The organism is Moritella sp. 5, assembly GCF_018219455.1.
Taxonomy (GTDB): Bacteria; Pseudomonadota; Gammaproteobacteria; order Enterobacterales; family Moritellaceae; genus Moritella.
Genome location: NZ_CP056122.1, coordinates 2,478,306 through 2,499,808 on the forward strand (window position 1 = coordinate 2,478,306; position 21,503 = coordinate 2,499,808).

Consider the following 21,503-nt stretch of genomic DNA (forward strand, 5'->3'; position numbering starts at 1 on the left):
CAACTTATTGAGGTAGTGAAAAAAGGTGTGGGATTGATATGTTGAGCGTATAAGGCTCTCACCACTGGTGCTTTGGATGCCGTAATCAGGTTTTAAGTCGTAAATAATATGTTCGATAATCGAGCCTACGTTTTAATCTTGTAGTAATGCTCATAATATGAGCAATATTATTAGAATTAGCAATTAGTATTTCCGGTTGTATAGAAAAGTTAGCGATATAAATCAAAGTGTTGATAATTTACTGGGCATGACAACATGGGCATCAATATATCAGGGTATTTGGTTGCACCTATTCTTATATGCTATATGGCATGTTCCATCTCACTTAACCAAGACGGTATATTTTTGTTATACCAATCAATACATTTACTCGTTTCCGGGTGACGCCTTTCTATCAACAAATTAACAACCTCAATAACAAACCACGCTTTAGCAATAATTAGCTGTTCAAATAACTCTGAACCATCGTGGTTACTGTTATTCTTTAGATAACATTCTACAATTGTTGAATACTCAGTATAATTCCCCATATCTTGTACCAATGGGGCTAAATCAATAGCAGGGCTACCTTTCCCGAACCTTTCCCAATCAAACAATACAATGCTGCCATCGTTACGCCTACCCCAATTACCACTGTTCGTATCGCCTGAAATATAATGTTCTGATTCGAATAATATGGCGCTTTTCTTTTGCATGTAATGGAATAGATTCTCGCAACTTTTAGGGAGGTTTAAAGCAAGTAGAGCTGAATCACTTTGATTTATGTCCCATTTATGTTGCTTTATCGGAATTTGGTAAGGATCATTACAATTATGGACAAGCAATAGCTGTTCATACATCTCAGAAGTTTGAGTTAATTCCGTAAGAGTAAGCGGGTTAGGTATATATTCAATGAACAAGTCACGCCCTTGGCTATAAAATAGTTCAGGAATACCAACACCAATAGTCCGTAATTTTGGAGCGACTAATTTATAGAAATCCACTTCAATAGAAGTCGCATTTATTTTTTGAATACACTGAACACCTTGATATTCAGTTAAATACACCTGTGCTTCCCCCATTTGGGATAATTCTTTCTGTTTCATAGAATGACTCTTAGTAAACGGGACGCCGTATAATGTAAATCGCAGTTTATTTATAAAATACATAGCTAAGACAATAAGTCATTACATTTCTTTAATTTATTTATAACGTTTCACAATTTACAAGGTATTCACTAAGGGGTACCCTATGAGAGTGTAAAATACCTTTCAAAGGAAATTGCACTGGATAACAGTTATTGAGGAGGTTGCTATCTTGCTAAGATGGCAACCAGGGTTTGAATCGAGACGTCTTACTCCACAAACGTTAGCACAAAATATGAGAGCAATATGAATAATTCTTTACGGGAAACATATAATAGTTTTGCAGATACTTATGACGTAAATAGAGGGGCTTTTGATATATCTGACATCCTCAACTCGTTTTATTCTAATTTAGCGTCTAAGAGTGGAAAATTACTTGATCTTGGTTGTGGTGCTGGAGAGCCTGTTGCCAGCTATTTTATAGATAATGACTGGCAAGTTACAGGTGTCGATTTTTCTGAACGTATGCTCGAGTTAGCTTCAAAGTATGCGCCTAAAATGAAGGCTGTTAGAAGTGATATCAGTGATGTAAAATTTAAGTCAAATGAGTTTGATGCAGTAACAGCAACGTATAGCCTTTTTCACATTCCATCTGAACTTCATGTCGATCTTTTTTCCGAAATATTTAAGTGGTTAAAACCCAAAGGAAAACTTCTATTTACTTATGCAACGAAGGAAGCTACTGGGGTTGAAGAGTTTAGCGGTTATATCAAATTCATGGATACTGAGTTTTATTACAGCCACAAGAAACCCGCTGAGTTATTTTGTGATTTACAACGTATCGGATTTACAATTGAGGCTCAGGAATATCATACAATCTGCAATGAAACACTCTTGTGGATTACGGCGCAAAAACCTGATAATAAGTAAAAAACAGTTAGGTTTCCAACTACCTAGGGGAATTCTGCTTAACGTTATCGTACTAAGCCTATATCAAAAAACAGGCAGTATCATTCACTGCCTGTTAGTTTTTAAGTCTGATATATTGAGCTCTAATTTACAAAATAAGTAAACATATTATGAGTTAAGAAGCACTCTAACTCACTTTTGGAAGAGATGTGTTAGGCTCTCCATTTGTAAACGCACTCGCTTTGTAAATACCTTAGGCGTTATTTTGGCTATTTTTTTACATTCTCGCGTCATATGTGATTGATCGCTAAAACCATGGCTTAGAGCCAAATCGGCAAGGCCACTATCAGGGATTTCACGAAGTACATTTATCACAGATTTCACGCGTAAAATACGTTGATAGTGCTTAGGCGTTAACCCTAACCATTTTTGGAACTGACGTTCAATCTGGCGCTGACTAATCGTAATATCATTGCAAAATTGTGTAGGTGTTTGAGACTGTTCTATAGCTTTAAGTGCGTGGGCTAATTCAATAGGAATAGGACATGACAAATCTAACCTATCGATCAACCAGCGATATAATGTTGTGATACATGCGAAGTGACCATGGTTCGATGCAAGAGATTCTCTTAAATCTTGTAGCGCTAATGTCATTTTGTTATCAGTAGTTACTATTTTCGGTTCGTCGTAACGCTTCCCAAGTACACCAGCCCCGATTGCAGGATGAAAACGCATCCCGACCAATTTAGATCTCGGTGGAAGAGAAATTTTCTGGGCAAACTTACTGACAGGTAATACTATCACCCCCGTAGGGAAAATATTATCTCCAAGTTTAATCGTAGATCCAAGATTAAATATTATACCACTGCATGCATCACCATGTAACCAATGGTCGCAGGCTTCAGGTCCATGAACTGACGCAGACCATATCCCTTGAATGTAAGGCGACAGCAGCCCTTTAGGCTGAATTAATTTGAATTCTAGCGATGATTTCAAATCTTAAAAGCTCCTTTTAGCTTGAAAAACCGACTTCTGGTTTAAAAGCTTTAGCAATACGATTCCAGCTGTTTATGGCATTGACAGCCAAGGTCAAATCAACTAGACCTTGCTCACCAAATATATCTAAAGTTCTTTGATACAGTTGGTCTGATACCGGCTGTCCTGATGTGATACATTCAGCCCAATGTAAAGCGCTCTGTTCAGATTCAGTATACAAGAGTGTATCTTGCCAAGCTGATAATCCAATGAGACGTTCAGCAGACTCACCTTGCTTTAATGCATCTTTACTGTGCATATCGATGCAAAATGCACACTGGTTAATCTGAGATACACGCAGTTTAACAAGTTCCCATATTGCAATCGACAAGGTTGATGACAGACTAAATTGTTGCTGGAGACACCTTTCTTGTCTTAATAAAATAGTCATTAATTTTGGTGATACCGCATAATAATTAATTCTATAGTTCATAATAATACCTCTCTTAAAAATACAAGAATAAATAATATACGGTCTTATTTATTGAATATTTTCGACATCGCCGAAAAAGGTGATGTTGTGGCTAAGTAATATTGTTAACTGCTTCCAAATAACTTCTGTAGCTTATATTATGAATGAGTAGACGCTTTAACTTATAAAGACAGCTTAGGTTGGATAAAGTCGATAAACGCAGAAATACGTTTTGCTACTGAAGAAGACTGATAGAACACCGCGTTGATCTGTTCTCTGCCAGTATGAGACAATTTTTCAGGTTCCAATAATGCGACTAAACGCCCCTCTTCAATATCTTTTTTCACCATAAAGCCCGACAAACAGGCAATTCCGTTCCCCGCTAACGTCAGTTTCCGAACTGTTTCACCATTACTTGCGGTAAAGGTCGGTTCTAATGTTTTAAAACCTTTTAGCGGCCAATGGTTTAATATTTTGGGGCCAGAAAACCCAATCGTTTCATGAGTAAAAAGGTCGCTTGTCTGCTTGGGAATACCTCGCCGAGATAAATAATCAGAACGGGTCAGCATTCACTTATCCCCTACATAGTAACCTACTCGCTTGGCAAGCTCCAGGCTACGATACGTTAATTATCGCGCGTGGTTTAAACATCGCCGCCTTTAACGTGGGTATTGCACTTGGCTCTTGGGGTGGTGGTCTTATCGTTGCCGAAGCAGGCTTAATGCACACTCCTTGGGTAGGCGCAGTCATTGTGCTCGTTGCTCTTGTATTAACCCGTTTGAGTGGCAAGCTAGATAAGAAAGCACTACGTGATGAAAACATCGAACACAACCGCTCTACACCAAGAACACCGTGATGATCTTGATGGCACTTAAATTGATGTGCTCATTAAGCCTTTATGAAGTGTGGGAGTAAAAAGAGAGGAAGATTCAGTCTTCCTCTTATTAACACTCAGTATTATTGAGCAACATTTTGAGTAAATTTCAGAATAATAAATTCAGCAGGACGAGCCGCTGCCATTCCCACTTTAACAATCATTTTTCCTTGCTTGATATCAGCCTGATCCATGGTGATATTTTTACCCACTTGAACAAAGAATGCGTCCTCTGGTGTTGTTCCCATCAACGCGCCATTACCCCATAGTCTGGTGAGGTAGTTAGTGACAGAAGTACGTACGGCGTCCCACGTTCGTTGACTGTTAGGCTCAAACATCACAACTTTGATCGCATCTTTAATGTCTTTTTCTACGCTGTTAAACAGACGGCGCACTGGTACATAACGGTACTGTTCTGAACCTTTTAGCGTGCGCGCGCCCCAAATAATCGACGGACCGTTATTGAATCGGCGGATCATATTCAGAGCCTCGCTATCTTCCTTGATAAAAGCGCTTTCCACTATATCAGAGACTTTATACTTAGGAATAACTCCAACTAAAGCAATATTAGCAGGCGCTTTCCATACCCCCACTTTACGGTCATTTTTACAATATGCACCGGCGATAGCCGCACTCGGTGGAATATCATCGACAGTCCAATCCGCAGTTAACCAAGGATAATACGCCGCAGCATATTGAGAGCCCCCCATATTATGCCAACCATCTATCCCTTCTGTTAATTTGTAGCGGGTATCGATCTCTGACTTCGGACCATCTAGGATCGCAAACAGGTTGTTACCTTGCGCAAGAATGTTTGCAGCGGCAGCCAGGTTCTGACCGGCAGCAACCAATAAAGTAATATCATCATGCTTTAGCACTTCTGTTACTAACTGGTCTGTTTGGATCAAGTAGCAATAACCGCCGCCGTTGTCAAAATAGGTACGCATGCAGTTATTGAGCTGATTCATCCCCTTATCTTTCGTGATTGTTTTTTGGCTTTCAATATCGTGACTTAAACGCCGATTTGTCAGCAGTTTTTGATAGTCCATATAGTTATCGATACGTTTAGCCTTATCAATACCCAATAAAGTTTGTGCTTCAACGTCAATAGCAAAAGCTGGTACCGCTGTATTGTAGTGTGATACTGATGGGCTCAGTTGGTTCTGTTCTTTAATGTAAACACCTGGATATGTCGTTGTCATGATAAACCTTTACAATTAGTGAGCAATATAAGTAATGCGGTCCGCAATCAGGGCAATTTCCTGTACGACAATGTCATTACTTGTGGCATCAAAAGAAGGGGCTGTTAGACTCGTAGGGAAAGCGTTAAAGACACTCCAAGAAGCCAGCAGTTCACCACCCGTTTCGTCAGTCAAGCTGATCAATAGGTCACGCTTATCAACCGCATGAAGTGAAATAGTGCTCAACCATTCAAACAGGGTGTTTTTACCTTTGAATCGACCTTTAGATAGAGTGATATTAGCCTCTTTGAACTGACCTGGCATGCGGAATATGCCTCCAGTGCCATCTTTGTACTCCATTGTTTCGTATTTAATATCTAAACCGGCTACGGTGTTCGCCATAATGCCTCCTTAAATTAGTCAGGGTTACGGGATTAAAAAAATATTGTGAGGGCGAAGTCTATAAGGCTAAAGCAAGCTGCTTTTAGCAGCGAAATCTAATCCGTTAGAGCTAGAGATTAGCAAAGTCGATGATGATTATGATATTATTACGCTTTATTTTTCGATGCTCATCACACATGGCTTGCTTTTTATCGCGAACACAGCATGTCTTTCATAATCATGACTTTATCGAATTATACAATGTAGTAGTTCATTGAGTGAAACATGCAACACTTAGTGGCAAGCGATTGTACTTTAAGATTAAAAAACATATAAGGCAGTTTACATTTAAAATTAATAATAACAGTGATTTACCGAGTTACATGTAGAAAGGTCTAGTTAATAATGATAAAGAATAATAAGCCAGTTAGAATAACTCTCGCACATATAAATGACACGCACTCCTACTTCGAACCTCAGTCACTGCAGTTACAGCTTAACATTGAGGGAAAAAGTATATCGCCTTATGTAAGTAATGGCGGGTTTTCCCGTATAGCGACCAGAGCTAAACAACTTAAAGCGGCTGCCCTGCAAAATAATCGAGATTTTATATTTGTACATGCTGGAGATTGCTTCCAGGGGACGCTCTATTTTTCGCTGTTTAAAGGTAAGGCCAACTCAGATATGCTCAATGCACTGGGTATTGATGTGATGACAATTGGTAATCATGAGCTAGATATGGGTAATGAACCTGTGGCTGCATTTTTAGATCGTATTCAGTTTCCACTGTTAGCTGGTAACTGGGACCTTTCTAACGAAATAAAAACGAAGTCTCATCATTTAAGCGGCCGTTCAAACTTATTCTCTTATCAGGTAGATCAGCAGACTGCACGCTGGATGACTCGTGTTGTAGATGGCGAGCCCGTAGCAATATTCGGGGTATCATTGGATAAGATGGCCGATATCGCGAATGTAGATCCGGACACACCATTTATTAATGCCTTTGAAACAGCCAAAAATACCGTTCGAGCTATCCGAAAGTCAGGTATTAATAAGATAATATTAGTGAGTCATCTTGGTTTTGATGGTGATTGTGAATTAGCGAAAGAAGTAGATGGTATCAGCTTGATTGTTGGCGGTCATAGCCACACACTTCTCGGCGATTTCAGTGACCTAGGGCTGAAAAAAGAATCTGAATACGGACATCAGGTTAATGGTACTTATATTGTTCAGGCTGGACTTCATTCACAGGCTCTTGGTCACTGTGAGATCGATTTCGCAGCCGATGGTTCGGTTAGCACTTTCAAAGGCAAAAATGAGCTGCTTATTGGTCGCCGACTTTGTCTTGATGCAAGCCTGTTAACAACCAATGATGATGACATCCATGCAAAGGCGAGCCTCTACCTCACTCAACATGAAAATGTGGTTGTATGTAAAAAAGATGCGATACTACAAAGCTTGCTACAAGATAAATATATCCCTAGAGTACGTAAGCTACAAAATACCGTGATTGCTAAGTTAGCAGAGGATATGCGACATGTCCGCATTCCTGATCAGAAGGGAGGCAGTGTTATTGCCCCGCTAGTAGCCGAATCGTTTGCTCATATGATGAATAAAAATGGTCATCGAGTCGACTTTTCAATTCATAATGCTGGCGGTGTGAGAACGTCTTTACATCGGGGTAATATTTCAATTGGTGATATTGCAGGTAAGCTACTTCCCTTTGCCGTTCCCATTGGTGTTTATCGCATCAAAGGCAAATATATAGCACAGGCACTAGAGGGTGCAATAAACAACGCCACCAATAATGGCGTTCTTGGCTCTGGCTCGGGAAGCTACCCTTATACCTATAACCTGAATTTTAGCTATTATGCCGAACGCCCCCTTGGTGAGCGAATTGCTAAACTTACTATTTATACGGAAGAAGATGGTTGGAACGATATCGATCATGAAATGACTTATTACGGAACCTCTTCCGCTTATACCATGAAAGGTAAAGAAGGTTATGAAGCACTAACCATGATGGAAGGTGATGGGATTGTTACTCAATATTCGATGGCAGATTGCTTCATTGATTTTATCCAAACAAACTATAAATCGACTTCACGTGAGCAGTTGTGGTATGGAACCAATGTGAGCATATAATTGATGGTTCTACCTCCTAGCCATACTTGGACATAACCATCACCTACTGTATGCGCAACGCCGAGGGAGCAGTTAAAACCTGCAAACAAATGCAGGCTTTAACTGCGTAACATCGTTATTAAAATACGCAATAGGTCAATTATTAACACAAACCAGAGATTTATCAGTGCCTAGTTTATCATTTATAGAATGCAGACTCGCTAACATTGCATCGTCATTAAACTCTAATTTCCATATAGTATTATTCGATGGTTCATCTCTCGATAAAAATACGCGTTCCTGTAAAAGATTCAATTTATCATTCTTTTTTAAATCGCTCCAAAGACGTTGATATTCATCTTTCGTTGCAAGTAACCCATCCATATTTGTACAAAGATTTCGGATCTGCCTACCATCATAATCTTTATTAAGTAACTCTTTATCATCGAGAATACCATAGTCATTGCCTTCGATATTATAGGTAACAACAGGCACTAATTCACTCGGAGAGAGTTTAATGGTCGATAAATATTTTGTGTCGGTATTATGGGTACGAATATATGTCGTTGCGGTGGGTAATGTATCAAAATGCAACACTAAGGTATTATCAACAGGCTTGTCTTTACGATCGAGTTTATAAGCAATACTACCGCTATTAAGTGATAATCCCAGCATCGTAAGTGAAACCTGTTCATATTCCTTTTCATCAGGTAAATAATAAAATGCCAATGTCATTTCATTTTTTGCGTTAAGCTCCGTTGTCACAAATACAGACGGTACGTTTACTTCACCGATCGTTGTTCTATCTATTTCTGAAAAATTTTCAGTAATAAAGACTTGGCTATACGGAACACCTAACCCATAAGTCATTGCTGAATCATGGGAAAAACCAAATGCATGATTTGTTTCATGAAAGAACGTATTATAGGTTCTTTGATGATAGGGTCTATAACTCCCAGAACCTTTTGTAATATAACCTTCGTAAACAGCCGCTTTACCTGAGGTGTTCGCTGCTTTTTTATTATTAGTCCAAGGTCTATCACCACCACCCCTGCCAGCTGAAAAATAATTGCCCGCCAATACCCGTATGTTAAACGTATGACCCTCAGCGCCTAATGAAAGCATATTACGTGATGCATATGACAAGGGTTGAGTACCATACTTTTTACACTCCTTAAAAAACGGGCAATATGTATTAATTATTCTTGTTATAAATGGGGGAAATGCAACGGTATTCAATGCATTGTGCAACATCACTATGTGTGTATTATATATTGTTTTTTGTTTTGGATTAGGTGGCAGGTAACAATATCTTGGTACCCTATCACAAGACTTATCCTTGGGTGGAAAGATGACTTGAGGTAAAAATAGCTTCATCTGGTCATTATGACTAATATTGCTGAGTGCTAACCCTGGTAGTTCAAATATAACCGAGCTAAAGGGTTTAACAACGGTATCAAATCTTAATAACGCAACGTTATCATTCGTTATACCATCATTATAATTTACTGTGATCTGACTCACTTTCTGTGGTGTTGCATTCTTAAAGACATATTCATCGTCAGCGATAGAAAATGTCATATTATCAAGTCTGTACTCTTTAACTTGATCTGGGTCCTCCACTGATTCACTCTGAACAACAGCGGATAATAATGTTAATCCTTTAGGTTTTACCGAAAAAAGCGAAGATACTTCTTTTTTATCGCTGAAATTAAAGTGATGAGTTGTGCTTGTGACTATATCGACAGCAGGCGGTATATGACTAGTTGCAATAGTCGGTATGTAACTAGCTGCAACAGCGACAGTTGAAAATAAAATAGTGAAAGCTAAAACTGTAAAGCCTTTATTAAATGCAGATATTAGTAGCGTAAATATAGTTCGCACCGGATCCTCCAAGCATTATATGTTGTGACAAAGTAACTGATGTTGATAGTCATCAGTGTTAATGAGATGTTATTTAATTTGAATGCTATCGCATTTATTGAATATTTTTTTAGATATTGATCACAAAATGCGCGGCATTAAAGCTCACATGTTACACGCCTGCCTTTATTTTGTTGCCAAGGTGACCTGTTAAGTTACTTTGGGGACGGATGTGTCATCGGGTTTCATTGGTTTAATATGTTGATATTAAACCAATATCGATGCATTTAACTAAATTGAATGATAGGTATGTTTTAGGTTAATTAGTCTCAGTCGGTTTAAGTCATTAACCCATTATTTTCATAATTGATAATGTTAAGCGATGGTTTTCTGGTCTTATCGGCTTTGTTGTAACAAGAATAGAGGGCGAATGGATATCTGGATATAGGATGATGTCTTCACATATTCGCAGGAGATGTGCGTATATTTATGATGGTACAGGCACTTGAAGTAAATATTATTACCTAGAAGCCTTAATTATTGTATATTAACGCACTATTCAACCGTTACCACTGATATTGATTACTTTCTGGAGACGCTCTAAACAATGAAAAGAAGTATACTTAGTAAAGGCTTCACTTTAATTGAGCTAGTTATTGTTATCGTTATTCTTGGAATACTGGCCGCTACAGCGTTGCCAAAATTTGTATCGTTTTCTAAAGATGCACCACCAATTTATGAAATTATAGATGATGATTGCTAAGACAAATGATGACAAAATAAGGCCTCTAAACCAAAAATCGACTTAGCAGCTTAGTGCTATTGGACTTACCCGTTGTTTTAAACTGGTAGTATTCAGCTATTATATCTGAGAAGTGTTTCGACCAACCTCTTAAACTATCCTTAAAATCATTTATATTCTCGAATGAATGCCCCCCTTTTTCCTGTGTAAGCATAGTCAATTCATGAACTAAAATATCACTTGTGGCATATGAATAACTATATTCTATGCCACTACCATCGGAAATTAAGATATTATTTTTAAACTGATCAGGCGCATATTTATGATCGAGGCGAACATACTGAGCATTAGAGCCATACGTTTTGAATTGAACTCTCCCTACGAAACTCCTGTTGTCAGAAAATTTAACACATCTTAGTTAGGCCATTATTTATTAAATATGAAAGGTTTTAATAAACATACACATAAATAAGTTGGATTAATTAATGCATCTATGAAAGTACCAGTTAAAAAATGGCAACTTTATATTAAGGAGAACGATAGTGACAAAACCAATAACCTTAAGGGAAACAACAGTGATGAAACTATTTTATAAATCTATAAATATTCATGCTTTAATCTTTATGTGTCTGATTTTTTTTACCAACATGTCTCACGCATTATTAATTGATAGAGGAAATGGCCTAGTATATGACGATGTTCAAGACATTACTTGGTTACAAGATGCTAACTACTCACAAACTAGTGGTTATGATGCTGATGGCCTGATGACATGGGCAGAGGCAAATACATGGGCAACAGGGTTAGTATTTCAAGGTACAAATGACTGGCGTCTATTTACTCGTGATTTATTTGATCCTAATTGTGATTATACCGATCCCAGTAATGGCCATACTTCAGGTGATGGCTGTACGGGAAGTGAGCTAGGTTACTTGTATTACAATTATTTTGGTTTGGATGCTGAAGACGGCTTGGACCCTTCGGCAACAGATGCGGCAGGCGTCGCCAATATGAACATGTTTATCAACATGCAAAACTATAACTATTGGGATGGTACTTTACCAAAATCAAGCCCAACGGAATATTGGGATTTTAGTTTGCGATGGGGTGATATTGTTAGTGACTATGAATGGAATGACAATTATGCTTGGGCAGTTACTGATGGGGATGTTGGTTTAACAGTATCAGCGCCAGCAACAGGTCTGTTACTTATATCGAGCTTATTACTCATTTTATGGTACAAAAAAAATAAACGCTTATTGGTCAGTAAAATGAAATTCTGATCACATGCCTACGACTTGCAAAGCCTATACAGCCCCAGCAAGTCGTTTTATAATTGATGTAGGCCTTACATCTACTGTAGCACTACTGCATAAGTGCCACCGTAGATGATATAAGCACCCTATACTTTTTCTGATTACTTTCAGAGTACTTACCGCTGATTACGTTAAATCTATCTTACGTTTAACCACATAATCGAAAGTAAAACGACCTCCGCTGAAGATAACAACTTGCAGCAATAGAGTTCCCCATAATACATGCTGAGCGTAAGCTGCAGCGGCAATATCTTCTAAGCTAATAACGGCCACAATATTAACGAAAAATAACCCCAATGCAGAGAAGCGACTTGCTAATCCAGCCATCAATAACAAGGGTAAAATAATCTCAGCAGCAGTCCCTAAATAGGCAGCCAGTTCATAAGGTAATAATGGTACGTGATATTCCTCTTCAAATAGGAATAACGTACTGTCCCAGTTGTTTAGTTTTGTTAGTCCGGATGAGAAGAAAGCCCAACCGACATAGAAACGCGCTGCTAATAATGCAACAGGCTCCAACGCACTTACTTTTTCAACAATACGTCGATACATTTTATTTGCTGATAACAGCAATGAATTTGAAGTATCCATGGTTAACTCTCTTTAAAATAATGAATTAAATTATGTTCTATAGCGCTAATCAGCCAGGTTTGAAATGAAAAATCACTATCATTGGTAACAGTATCAAGCGACTGAGCGAGCGAATTCCCCGACATTAAAGATAAAGTGAAGCGCCCTTCACTCTCTGTTAACTTGGTTACTTGGGGTTTAAATTCAGGTCGGTAAACCATGAATGTATGCTCCACCAGCACTGACGATAAGGCCTGCTTAGCACGACTAAACGAAATGTCCCGTTGCGCTTTCTCATCATGGTTATGTGCGTCAAAAATGTCAGCTACTGGATAGCTTGTGCTCAGCAATTTCACATTGTTGTTAAATGTAATAAAGACATGTTCGGGTTCGCAATTAACCAGTAATTGTAATGACGCTTGATCTAACGTTTGATCCAGACCATGTAACGTACAATGAACATGCCAATCCAAAGCCGTGCAACTAGCCAGATACGGATAATCCACACCAATTTCAGTTGTTGCGATAAAGTCAGAAAAGTCATGCCCCCATTGCCCCCAATCACCTTGAACTGGTGGCGATGATTTTAGAAACTTCTGGACCAGGAAGGTACTAATATCACAATCAAGTAATTCAAAAACTGTAGGAAAAGTTATCCTTAATGCGCGTTCAGCATTGGCCAACAAATTACGACGATAAATACTGATACCTTGAGCGCTAAACCCATGTAGATCTGCGCCTGATTCTGCATCACTCCAAATAGCATCTAATAGACGCTGCTGCTCATTGATAGAAATATCATTCATCGCTATCTCCCAATACGGTATTAGCTATAGCACGTGCTTTTTGTGCTTCAGAAATTAACACTGACCACTCTGGTAAATCTGAATCCCATTCAACCAGTGTTGGCACAGCACCAAAGCGTGCTAATGCTTGACGATACCCTTGCCAAACTTCATCAGAAACAGGTCGCGCATGATCATCAATAACCATTTGACCATCAGGAACCGTACTACAACCCGCGAGATGTATTTGCGCGACACTATTTACTGGTAAGATATTTATATAATCATTGACCGATTCCTGAATATTTCCACCTTCAAAATTCAAGCTATTCACCGCAATATTATTAATATCGAGCAGTATTTTAGCGCCTGTCTGTTTACACAGTTGCGTTAGAAATTCAGCTTCAGAAAGATAACTTTCATCAAATTTCACATAAGCTGACACATTTTCAATAATTAGCTCACGTCCTAGGTACGATTGCACTTTATCTATTTGCTCGCACATTCGATTTAAATTATGACGCGTATGCGCTATCGGTAATAAGTCACCGCTGTGTATCACTTGCCCATGCATTTGATTTTGTAATAGTCCCCACGTAAAACAAGCATGTTCAGACATTAGAAATGGATCGATGGTTTGCGTTAATTGCTTTAAACGCGTTAAATAACTCGTAGGTATATCCTGTAACGAGCCAAGACCCATAGACGTTGAATGCAAACTAACCGGATAGGCCTCTCTTACTTGATTAAGGACAGATAAAGCAGCGCCACCTTGTCCAAAGAAGTTCTCTGAATGCACTTCGACAAAGTCAACTTGCTTAGCCGAAGTTAATATGTCGGTAAAATGTGGGTGCCTTAATCCAACGCCCACTAATATATCCTTGTTGTTTGCCAACATCTCTTTACTATTTACCGACATACACATTCTCCTCAATCTTATTTAGATGCTAAATATAACTGCTTGGCTTCCTTCTTAGACAATCCCCCCAATTCTGAGCAGGTACCTTTTGTGACTAATTTCCACTCACCTTTGTCATAACTCAGGCTTGATTGCCCTGCACACGAATGTGTACCGGCTAAGTTCGCGCAATCGTTTTGACCCGCTTTCGCTACGCCGTAACATTTTTCTTTTTTACTTGCTGCTTCTGCAGAGGCTATAACACCTGTAGACATCACAGCAGCTAATGCAGCACTTGCTATTAATTTATTATTCATAATGGTTCCTATATCGTTAAAGCGTCATTAGTGCGTTCCAAGGATTTAATATTAGTCGTACACTTTTTCGATTTGATCTTCAGTTAATCCTTTAATATCAATCCAGTTAACTTGCGCTGTTTCGATATAACCAGGAATATCAGTGTTCCATTTTTTCTGAACAGCCTTGTTGTAATTCAGGTACAATTTATCGCCACGAATATGCCAAGCAGTTGGATCGGTATCTAATTTTTTATTCAATGCCACACCCATCGCGCAAAAACCACCATATTGTGGTGCATATTTACTTGGATCTGCTTTGAATAAATCGCGGTTACTGGCAGATGAAAACTGATAAATGGCGCCATTGTAAGCGGCCGTGAAATTGTTCGACCCTTTAGTTGGCGTACCTTTTGTAAAGTAAGAAACAGTATCGTAACCACTGATTGCGATATCATTACTGTTCGCATTTACTTCAATGTTTGCAGCAAAAGTTAAGCTACTAGCGACAAGTGCTGTCGTCATGAATGTTGATTTTACAAATGTTGAAAACTTCATAGTATTCTCCGTATTTTATGAAAATTTTATGTTAACCAGCTAACCAGTTACGCAATCGAAGGTTGTTTTCCTTGGTTGTAAATATAGTGCTTTCAATCATTCAAAAGGGATGAGATAGTCCTAACATTAAACCCAATCGTCCAAAAAAGTCCTATATGAGGTAATAATGGATCCGTTATCAGTCATTCTTCAACGATTCTCAATGAATACCGAAGTGTTTTTTACCGGTCATCTTTGTGGTATTTCTAATTTCAATCGAGAACCAAACAAAGGTCATTTACATCTATTGCAAAGTGGTGAGATCACAATAATTGATGAGCAAGGAACCTCACATTTAATCAATGAGCCCACAGTGATGTATTTCCCCACACAACATGCGCACCGTGTGATTTCTAGTGAAGAAAATCCGCCTAAATTAGTCTGTGCTAGCATCGTTTATAATGAAAATACAGCGAACCCTATCGCAAATGCCCTGCCAAGATTACTGTGCTTCAAACTCAGTGAAAACGAAGCGCTGATGAAAACCGCGCAATGGTTATTTGAAGAGGCATTTAACGAAGATAGCGGACGACTTCCAATGATTAACTCGTTGACGGATATCTTTATTATTTACGTGCTACGCCATGTTATTGATAACAACATAATGCGGCATGGTCTGCTCGCAGGATTAGCACATCCGCAAATATCTAAAGTGTTATTGGCTATACACGAGTCACCTGAACGACAATGGGGATTAGAAGAGATGGCTGAACTAGCGCTTATGTCTCGATCAAAGTTTGCCGACATATTTAAGCGTACGGTAGGTCAAAGCCCTGGCGACTATATAATTGATTGGCGTATTGTTGTCGCTAAGAGTCTGCTACTTCAAAACAAGCCTGTGGCCGTTGTAGCTAATGCGGTAGGCTATGAAAATGGCTCAGCGCTAGCGCGTGTATTTAGAAAAAAGCTCGGTATTTCACCTAAACAATGGTTCAAGTAAACGTTTTAATACAAAAGGGCTAGCACAATGCTAACCCTCTTATTATTTATTGCTATCGACAATCAGTCTTATACTAGACTCGTCAGCATCTCAGTTGAATATTCAACTAACTCCTTACCATCTCGAACACGCTCGACATAATCAGGGTTGGCAATAAATGGTCGACCTATCGCCAGCAGATCAAATTTATCATCCGCAATCGCTTTGCTACCAGCTTCAGCGGTAAAGCTACCCACTCCCACTAATGTCTTGTTATAAATGCTGCGAACATAACTTGATGCTCGACCACCTAAATAGTCAAATTCCATCGAATCATCGAAAATACCAATATGTAAGAAGGCTAAATCACGCTTCTCAAGTTCAGGGACTAGATAATCGAACACAGTACGGTCACGGCTGTCACCAGTCATATTGAAGTATGCACCCGGCGATACACGCAGTGCAGTTCTCTCATTACCAATACGAGCAATGATTGCATCAACAACCTCCAGCGCGAAACGAGACATGTTTTCAGGTGTCTGACCATATTCATCACTGCGGTGGTTACTGTCGTGATGTAAGAACTGATCAATTAAATAACCGTTTGCTCCGTGTATTTCAACACCATCAAAACCTGCGTCTATAGCATTAGCCGCAGCTTGAGAATAGTCACTCACAAGCTGAGCAATCTCTTCTATCGATACAGCTTTCGGTATTTGATAAATCAGCTCGCGCATTCTTGGTACAGTACCATCAACACCTACTTCAGAAGGCGCTATTACATCCCGGTTCCCCGTAATTGCTTGGTAAAAATGTGGGTGTGCTACACGACCGGTGTGCCAAAGTTGCGCAAATATTTTCCCACCATTTTGATGTACAGCATCAGTTACCATTCTCCATCCATCAATTTGAGCTGGCGTGAATAAACCAGGAGTATTTGGATAACCTTGACCGTCAGGACGTATAATCACGGCTTCAGAAATAATTAAACCAGCTCCGCCGCGACGGCCATAGTAGTCAGCCATATCTTGGGTCGGAACTAACTCATCATCAGCCATACAACGAGTCAGAGGAGCCATAATAATACGATTTTTTAAAGATAGAGTCTCATTAAGCACATAAGTTTGAAATAAATTGTCAGTCATAGCGATGCCCGTTTCTTGAATGTACGTTCAAGATATTCTTTTTTGAATGAACATTCAAGATCTATTTTTGAATAAAAATTCAAAATTGATTATAATAGACTTCATTAGATAATTTGACTCAGCGATAAAAAGAGTCTCAAGAAGAGTTACCGACTAGCCATGCGTATTGCAGAATTTGATAGAGAGAAAGTACTGAGATCTGCCATGACCTCCTTTATGGATAAAGGTTACGGTAAAACGAGTATGCAAGATTTAAAAAAGGCCACTGGTTTACACCCTGGTTCTATCTATTGTGCGTTTGAAAATAAGCGAGGCTTACTTTTAGCCGCATTAGAGCAATACCATCAGGATAGAAATGCAGAGTTCACCGGGATTTTTTCCGGTCAAAGCCCGGTGCTTGCTGAGCTCAAATGTTATCTGGATCATATCGTTTTAGAGTGTCAGAGCTGTGATGCATCACGAGCTTGTTTACTGACTAAGGCATTAAATGAAGTCGCAGAACAAGATGAAGAAGTGCATGGCATTATCACGCGTCATCTCGCTAACTGGCAACAAGCTATTACCTTAGTATTGCAAAAGGCTATTGATAATAATGAAATTGTCAGCGACCGCAACGCTGATGAACGCGCTCACTATCTGATGATGGGTATATATGGATTAAGAACATTCGCACACACACACCCTGAAGGTAATACCATAAAGCAGTTAGCTGAACAGCTTTTTCAGGATGTGTGTCGCTAAATATTATAGTATTCAGCCTTATGACAGCGCTTATACGTTCTACGGAACCGCAGCCATACAAGCAAAAGCATACTTACTGTTCATATCTGCAGGCATGTGTTTATTCGAATCAATAACAAACTTACCATTAGGCTCTTTTGTTACATACGTTTGCAACGCAAGATAAATCGGCCATTGGTGCCTGCCTGACGGAATAACCCCGTCACTAAGATTAATGGATGAACTAATCAGCCCTGGGGCACCGTAGGCTCGTAAACAAAAGTTATTGGCTTGTATCGGTGTCATTTTAACCCCCTTTACCGTATTGAATCCTTCACGCATGATACTTGGCTCGGCTGAAAGGAATTCGGGATCTTTATCTAAATTCAATTCTTGAAATTCGGCCCATGTATATGGACGTCGAATACGATATTTTTTCCCTGATACACTAACATTCACTTCACGTTTGTAGTTCATTGCGACTCGGCTGGTATCATTAAAGTCAAATACCATTCCGCCATTTAGATTGCTGCTCGCTTTCATTTCTCGACAAATATCATCATCATTTTGAATGTTATGATCGAGTGACACACAAAGCGAAATTGGATATAGGTTACTAAAGCTAGGATCTGCAGTATCGATAGTTAATGGTTTTACTTCATCATGTATAAGATCTAATGCCATTGCGGCGGTTAACATGTTGGACGCTGACTTCCAATAGGAAAGTTTAAAATTAGGATAACCTACTAAGTAAGGGGTTATCACCCCGCCTTCTTTAAATTCACCGAACCCTTCAAACCATGCAATATCTTCAGTAACACATTGTATATCGCCTTGCTCTTTTGCATTCAATGCTGTAACACAGAATCGAATTTGATTACCTTTACCCTCATCGCTCATTTGTAGAGTGTAACTTTGCTCTCGGCTAACAACAGTATCAACGTTATTTTTAATCACGCTCCATTCAAATAGGCTACTAGTTTGAGGGTCGTTGTTTAAATCAAAGTATCTATACTGACCATATAGAGTATGCTCACCAAAACGCGCCCCATGTATTTCAATGTCCATTGCGAGTGGCTTTGAATCTTTCACAGCCCTGACAGTTTCTTCTGGAGTACAAGCTACGTCATTAGGAATTGATACTTCATGTTTTGATGATTTTTTTGTTGGAGTTATAGCATCGTCTCCACTACCGGCATAAGCCATAAGTGATGCGCTACAAACAGCAACGAATATCTTTTTCAACATGATTAACTCTTTTTATTTTTCAATTGAATCACCGAGGTCATAATCATCATCTAGGTGTATTCGGTAGGATAAAAATTACAAAAATAGATGATGCCCATACACTTCTATACACACTTACTATTAACAGCATGCATTCTAATTATTTTACAATTAAAGCGCAATAAAGATTTTGTAAGTGTTTGTTACATATATTTAATTGAAACATTCATACGTGAATTTTGCTGACTAGGATACTGATTGCTCATTCAGATTCTACGTAGCACTACGTAAAAATCATCTTTATAAAAATATGCACTAACTCTTTTATTATTACTAACTAATTGAAAATAATAGTATTGCATTATTATAGTAAACCGATTATCATCTCCGCGTTAAAATCTATTTATTTAAATTCCCCACTCAACTGTAAAGGAGAAATATTATGACAATTACATCGACATCCTTTGCAGGTCTTATCCGATAGCGGGTTTATTTAGCTATTTCTTATTACATTAAGAAAGTCTAATACCTAATATCTGTTTTTCAGTTCACACCAAAAACACCAGACCTGCCAATTCGTTTTACGTTTAAATTCTATTTAAAGGAATTGGTATTATGGGCAAATCCGTCCAAAAAATTACTGACAATATTAGCCTTATTGCATCCAAAAATACTTGGATTGAAGGCCTTGCGATCGAACAGCTTGTTAAAACATCAACTTTATCAGGCATGCTTCAAGCTGCAGGTATGCCTGATTTACACCCAGGTAGAGGTTACCCAATTGGTGCAGCCTTTTACACTCAAAACAAAATTTATCCAGCATTAGTAGGTAATGATATAGGCTGTGGCATGTCACTTTGGCAAACATCAGCAAAAGTATCAAAAATAAACTTACCCAAACTATCAAAGCGGTTTGCCAACATTGAATTGCCACTTGACGAAAGTTGGTCTTCCACGATTGAAGCCAGGAAAAATGACAAATCAATTAAGGCGTCACGCTTTGACTATGCCCTTGGAACCATTGGAGGAGGTAATCATTTTGCTGAATTTCAGGCTATTGAAGACATTTATGATCAACAAATATTCGATACTCTGGGATTAGACAAGCGGCACTTACAGTTACTTGTTCACTCAGGTTCTAGGGGGTTTGGTCAATCTATATTAGTTGAACATATAACACAGTGTAATCACGATGGTCTCGTAACGCACGGTCCTGATTTTGAGCATTATTTATCACAGCACAATGAAGCTGTACGCTGGGCAGAACTTAATCGAGAGCTCATTGCACAACGCTTCTTAACTGCAATTAAATCTCAAGGTCATTGTATCCTTGATATAAACCATAACTTGGTGACCCCCAAAAATATCAACGGGAAATCTGGCTGGTTACATCGTAAAGGTGCGACCCCGAGCGATCAAGGCTGCGTGGTAATACCTGGTTCCCGGGGTGACTACACTTACCTTGTAAAACCACTATTATCAAATATTGATATATCAAACTTAAGCTTGTTTTCATTAGCACATGGTGCTGGAAGAAAATGGAAGCGTGGTGAATGCCAAGGACGTTTAAGCCATAAATACAAGCGTAATGATATGATTAGAACAGCACTAGGCAGCCATGTTATTTGTGGCAATAAAACATTACTTTATGATGAAGCACCACAGGCCTATAAGGATTGTGCCAGCGTTGTCGGAGATATGGTCGATGCTGGATTAGTTAAGATAATTGCAAAACTACGCCCAGTACTCACTTTCAAAACAAATGGAGATTGTTCATCATGATATTATTACAATTATCAGCAGGCCAAGGGCCACTGGAATGTAGTAAAGCCGTCAGTTTGGCTTTTCGTTCGATTGAAAAGCAATGTGATATTAATAAACTTAAATTTGATGTTATTGATATCACTAAAACCTCAAAATCAGGCTGCTATAAATCAGTATTAATCCAACTTGGCGATAATCAGAGTCAAGCCCAAGCAAAAGCAATTGCAATATCTTGGCAAGGTGTAATGCAATGGGTTTGTCAAAGTCCTTATCGCCCCAAGCACAAACGTAAAAATTGGTTCTTTAGTGGTAAAATGTTCGAAGTAAATGAAATACAATTAGATCAAACAATTAAGTTTCAATCTTGTAGAGCATCAGGTGCTGGAGGACAGCATGTGAATTGTACAGATTCCGCAATTAGAGCGACTCATATCGCTACCGGCTTATCAGTCCGTATAGAGAGCGAACGCAGTCAGCATGCAAATAAGCGTTTGGCCAAAGCATTACTATTTCAAAAAATTGAATCTAAAAAATTAGATGATATGACAAAACAAGAAAAGCAGCGTTGGCAACAACACTGGGATCTCGAGCGTGGTAATCCAGTCAACACATTTCATGGTCTTAAGTTTACGTTATAACTTAATTTTTGATAAAATGGTAACTCCTAACGATTTACCATTT

At 38.8% G+C, this 21,503-nt stretch carries 20 protein-coding genes and 3 pseudogenes; 9 read left to right on the top strand and 14 right to left on the bottom strand.

Going from position 1 to position 21,503, the window contains the following annotated elements; translation table 11 throughout:
- Window positions 1–302: 302 nt before the first annotated feature.
- Window positions 303–1,085: a phosphotransferase family protein gene (locus HWV01_RS11185; RefSeq protein WP_211675567.1), complete on the bottom strand. Its 783-nt coding sequence runs from the start codon at window positions 1,083–1,085 to the stop codon at window positions 303–305.
- Between the two features lie 285 nt (window positions 1,086–1,370).
- Between HWV01_RS11185 and HWV01_RS11190 the strand changes: the two genes are divergently transcribed.
- A complete protein-coding gene (locus HWV01_RS11190) occupies window positions 1,371–1,994 on the top strand; it encodes a bifunctional 2-polyprenyl-6-hydroxyphenol methylase/3-demethylubiquinol 3-O-methyltransferase UbiG (RefSeq protein WP_211675569.1) in 624 nt (207 codons plus the stop codon).
- Window positions 1,995–2,165: 171 nt separating this feature from the next.
- Here the strand turns inward: HWV01_RS11190 and HWV01_RS11195 are convergent, their stop codons facing one another.
- The 3 genes and pseudogenes from HWV01_RS11195 to HWV01_RS11205 all read right to left on the bottom strand — a co-directional run.
- A complete protein-coding gene (locus tag HWV01_RS11195; RefSeq protein ID WP_211675571.1) occupies window positions 2,166–2,969 on the bottom strand; it encodes a helix-turn-helix domain-containing protein in 804 nt (267 codons plus the stop codon).
- A 16-nt stretch (window positions 2,970–2,985) separates the two neighbouring features.
- Window positions 2,986–3,441: a carboxymuconolactone decarboxylase family protein gene (locus tag HWV01_RS11200; RefSeq protein WP_211675573.1), complete on the bottom strand. Its 456-nt coding sequence runs from the start codon at window positions 3,439–3,441 to the stop codon at window positions 2,986–2,988.
- Between the two features lie 161 nt (window positions 3,442–3,602).
- Window positions 3,603–3,974: pseudogene (locus HWV01_RS11205) on the bottom strand (LysR substrate-binding domain-containing protein); the annotation flags it as partial.
- 80 nt (window positions 3,975–4,054) lie between these two features.
- Between HWV01_RS11205 and HWV01_RS11210 the strand changes: the two are divergent.
- A pseudogene (locus tag HWV01_RS11210) lies at window positions 4,055–4,276 on the top strand (MFS sugar transporter); the annotation flags it as partial.
- 101 nt (window positions 4,277–4,377) lie between these two features.
- Here the strand turns inward: HWV01_RS11210 and HWV01_RS11215 are convergent.
- Window positions 4,378–5,496 (bottom strand): phage tail sheath family protein, encoded by a 1,119-nt coding sequence (locus HWV01_RS11215; RefSeq protein ID WP_211675574.1) that lies wholly within the window; start codon window positions 5,494–5,496, stop codon window positions 4,378–4,380.
- A gap of 15 nt (window positions 5,497–5,511) precedes the next feature.
- Entirely contained in the window at window positions 5,512–5,877 is a 366-nt protein-coding gene (locus HWV01_RS11220) for a phage tail protein (RefSeq protein WP_211675576.1), read from the bottom strand.
- Between the two features lie 384 nt (window positions 5,878–6,261).
- Here HWV01_RS11220 and HWV01_RS11225 point away from each other — a divergent pair, with 384 nt between their 5' ends.
- Window positions 6,262–8,001 (top strand): bifunctional UDP-sugar hydrolase/5'-nucleotidase, encoded by a 1,740-nt coding sequence (locus HWV01_RS11225; RefSeq protein WP_211675577.1) that lies wholly within the window; start codon window positions 6,262–6,264, stop codon window positions 7,999–8,001.
- A 135-nt stretch (window positions 8,002–8,136) separates the two neighbouring features.
- Here HWV01_RS11225 and HWV01_RS11230 read toward each other — a convergent pair whose 3' ends face one another.
- Complete coding sequence (locus HWV01_RS11230; protein ID WP_211675578.1) at window positions 8,137–9,864, bottom strand: hypothetical protein; 1,728 nt, start codon at window positions 9,862–9,864, stop codon at window positions 8,137–8,139.
- A 586-nt stretch (window positions 9,865–10,450) separates the two neighbouring features.
- On the opposite strand from HWV01_RS11230, the pseudogene HWV01_RS11235 reads away from it, so the two are divergent.
- Window positions 10,451–10,570, top strand: a pseudogene (locus HWV01_RS11235) (type IV pilin protein); the annotation flags it as partial.
- Between the two features lie 557 nt (window positions 10,571–11,127).
- Entirely contained in the window at window positions 11,128–11,868 is a 741-nt protein-coding gene (locus HWV01_RS11240) for a DUF1566 domain-containing protein (protein WP_211675579.1), read from the top strand.
- 159 nt (window positions 11,869–12,027) lie between these two features.
- On the opposite strand, the gene HWV01_RS11245 is transcribed toward HWV01_RS11240, so the two are convergent.
- From HWV01_RS11245 to HWV01_RS11265, 5 genes are read right to left on the bottom strand one after another with little or no spacing between them, the layout of a single operon-like run.
- Window positions 12,028–12,492 (bottom strand): DoxX family protein, encoded by a 465-nt coding sequence (locus tag HWV01_RS11245; protein WP_211675580.1) that lies wholly within the window; start codon window positions 12,490–12,492, stop codon window positions 12,028–12,030.
- Between the two features lie 2 nt (window positions 12,493–12,494).
- Window positions 12,495–13,277, bottom strand: coding sequence for a DNA-binding domain-containing protein (locus HWV01_RS11250; protein WP_211675581.1), 783 nt, complete (start codon window positions 13,275–13,277; stop codon window positions 12,495–12,497).
- Window positions 13,270–14,175, bottom strand: coding sequence for a DUF692 family multinuclear iron-containing protein (locus HWV01_RS11255; RefSeq protein WP_249185531.1), 906 nt, complete (start codon window positions 14,173–14,175; stop codon window positions 13,270–13,272). The genes HWV01_RS11250 and HWV01_RS11255 overlap by 8 nt, the downstream gene beginning before the upstream one ends.
- Window positions 14,176–14,192: 17 nt before the next feature.
- Window positions 14,193–14,471 carry a DUF2282 domain-containing protein gene (locus tag HWV01_RS11260; protein WP_211675582.1) on the bottom strand — a complete coding sequence of 93 codons (279 nt, stop codon included), beginning with the start codon at window positions 14,469–14,471 and terminating at the stop codon, window positions 14,193–14,195.
- 51 nt (window positions 14,472–14,522) lie between these two features.
- Complete coding sequence (locus HWV01_RS11265) at window positions 14,523–15,008, bottom strand: YHS domain-containing (seleno)protein (RefSeq protein ID WP_211675583.1); 486 nt, start codon at window positions 15,006–15,008, stop codon at window positions 14,523–14,525.
- Between the two features lie 166 nt (window positions 15,009–15,174).
- Here HWV01_RS11265 and HWV01_RS11270 point away from each other — a divergent pair, with 166 nt between their 5' ends.
- On the top strand, window positions 15,175–15,987 hold the full coding sequence (locus tag HWV01_RS11270; RefSeq protein ID WP_211675584.1) for an AraC family transcriptional regulator: 813 nt from the start codon (window positions 15,175–15,177) through the stop codon (window positions 15,985–15,987).
- Window positions 15,988–16,055: 68 nt separating this feature from the next.
- Here HWV01_RS11270 and HWV01_RS11275 read toward each other — a convergent pair whose 3' ends face one another.
- A complete protein-coding gene (locus tag HWV01_RS11275; protein WP_211675585.1) occupies window positions 16,056–17,111 on the bottom strand; it encodes an alkene reductase in 1,056 nt (351 codons plus the stop codon).
- A gap of 159 nt (window positions 17,112–17,270) precedes the next feature.
- Between HWV01_RS11275 and HWV01_RS11280 the strand changes: the two genes are divergently transcribed.
- Window positions 17,271–17,852 (top strand): TetR/AcrR family transcriptional regulator, encoded by a 582-nt coding sequence (locus HWV01_RS11280; protein ID WP_211675586.1) that lies wholly within the window; start codon window positions 17,271–17,273, stop codon window positions 17,850–17,852.
- Between the two features lie 39 nt (window positions 17,853–17,891).
- On the opposite strand, the gene HWV01_RS11285 is transcribed toward HWV01_RS11280, so the two are convergent.
- The gene (locus HWV01_RS11285; RefSeq protein WP_211671469.1) at window positions 17,892–19,079 is read right to left on the bottom strand and encodes a hypothetical protein; all 1,188 of its coding nucleotides are present in this window, start codon (window positions 19,077–19,079) and stop codon (window positions 17,892–17,894) included.
- 594 nt (window positions 19,080–19,673) lie between these two features.
- On the opposite strand from HWV01_RS11285, the gene HWV01_RS11290 reads away from it, so the two are divergent.
- Both HWV01_RS11290 and prfH read left to right on the top strand, forming a co-directional pair.
- Window positions 19,674–20,840, top strand: coding sequence for an RNA ligase RtcB family protein (locus HWV01_RS11290; protein WP_211671470.1), 1,167 nt, complete (start codon window positions 19,674–19,676; stop codon window positions 20,838–20,840).
- Window positions 20,837–21,460: a peptide chain release factor H gene (prfH, locus tag HWV01_RS11295; protein ID WP_211671472.1), complete on the top strand. Its 624-nt coding sequence runs from the start codon at window positions 20,837–20,839 to the stop codon at window positions 21,458–21,460. Before HWV01_RS11290 ends, prfH begins: the two co-directional genes overlap by 4 nt.
- The last annotated feature ends 43 nt before the right edge of the window (window positions 21,461–21,503 follow it).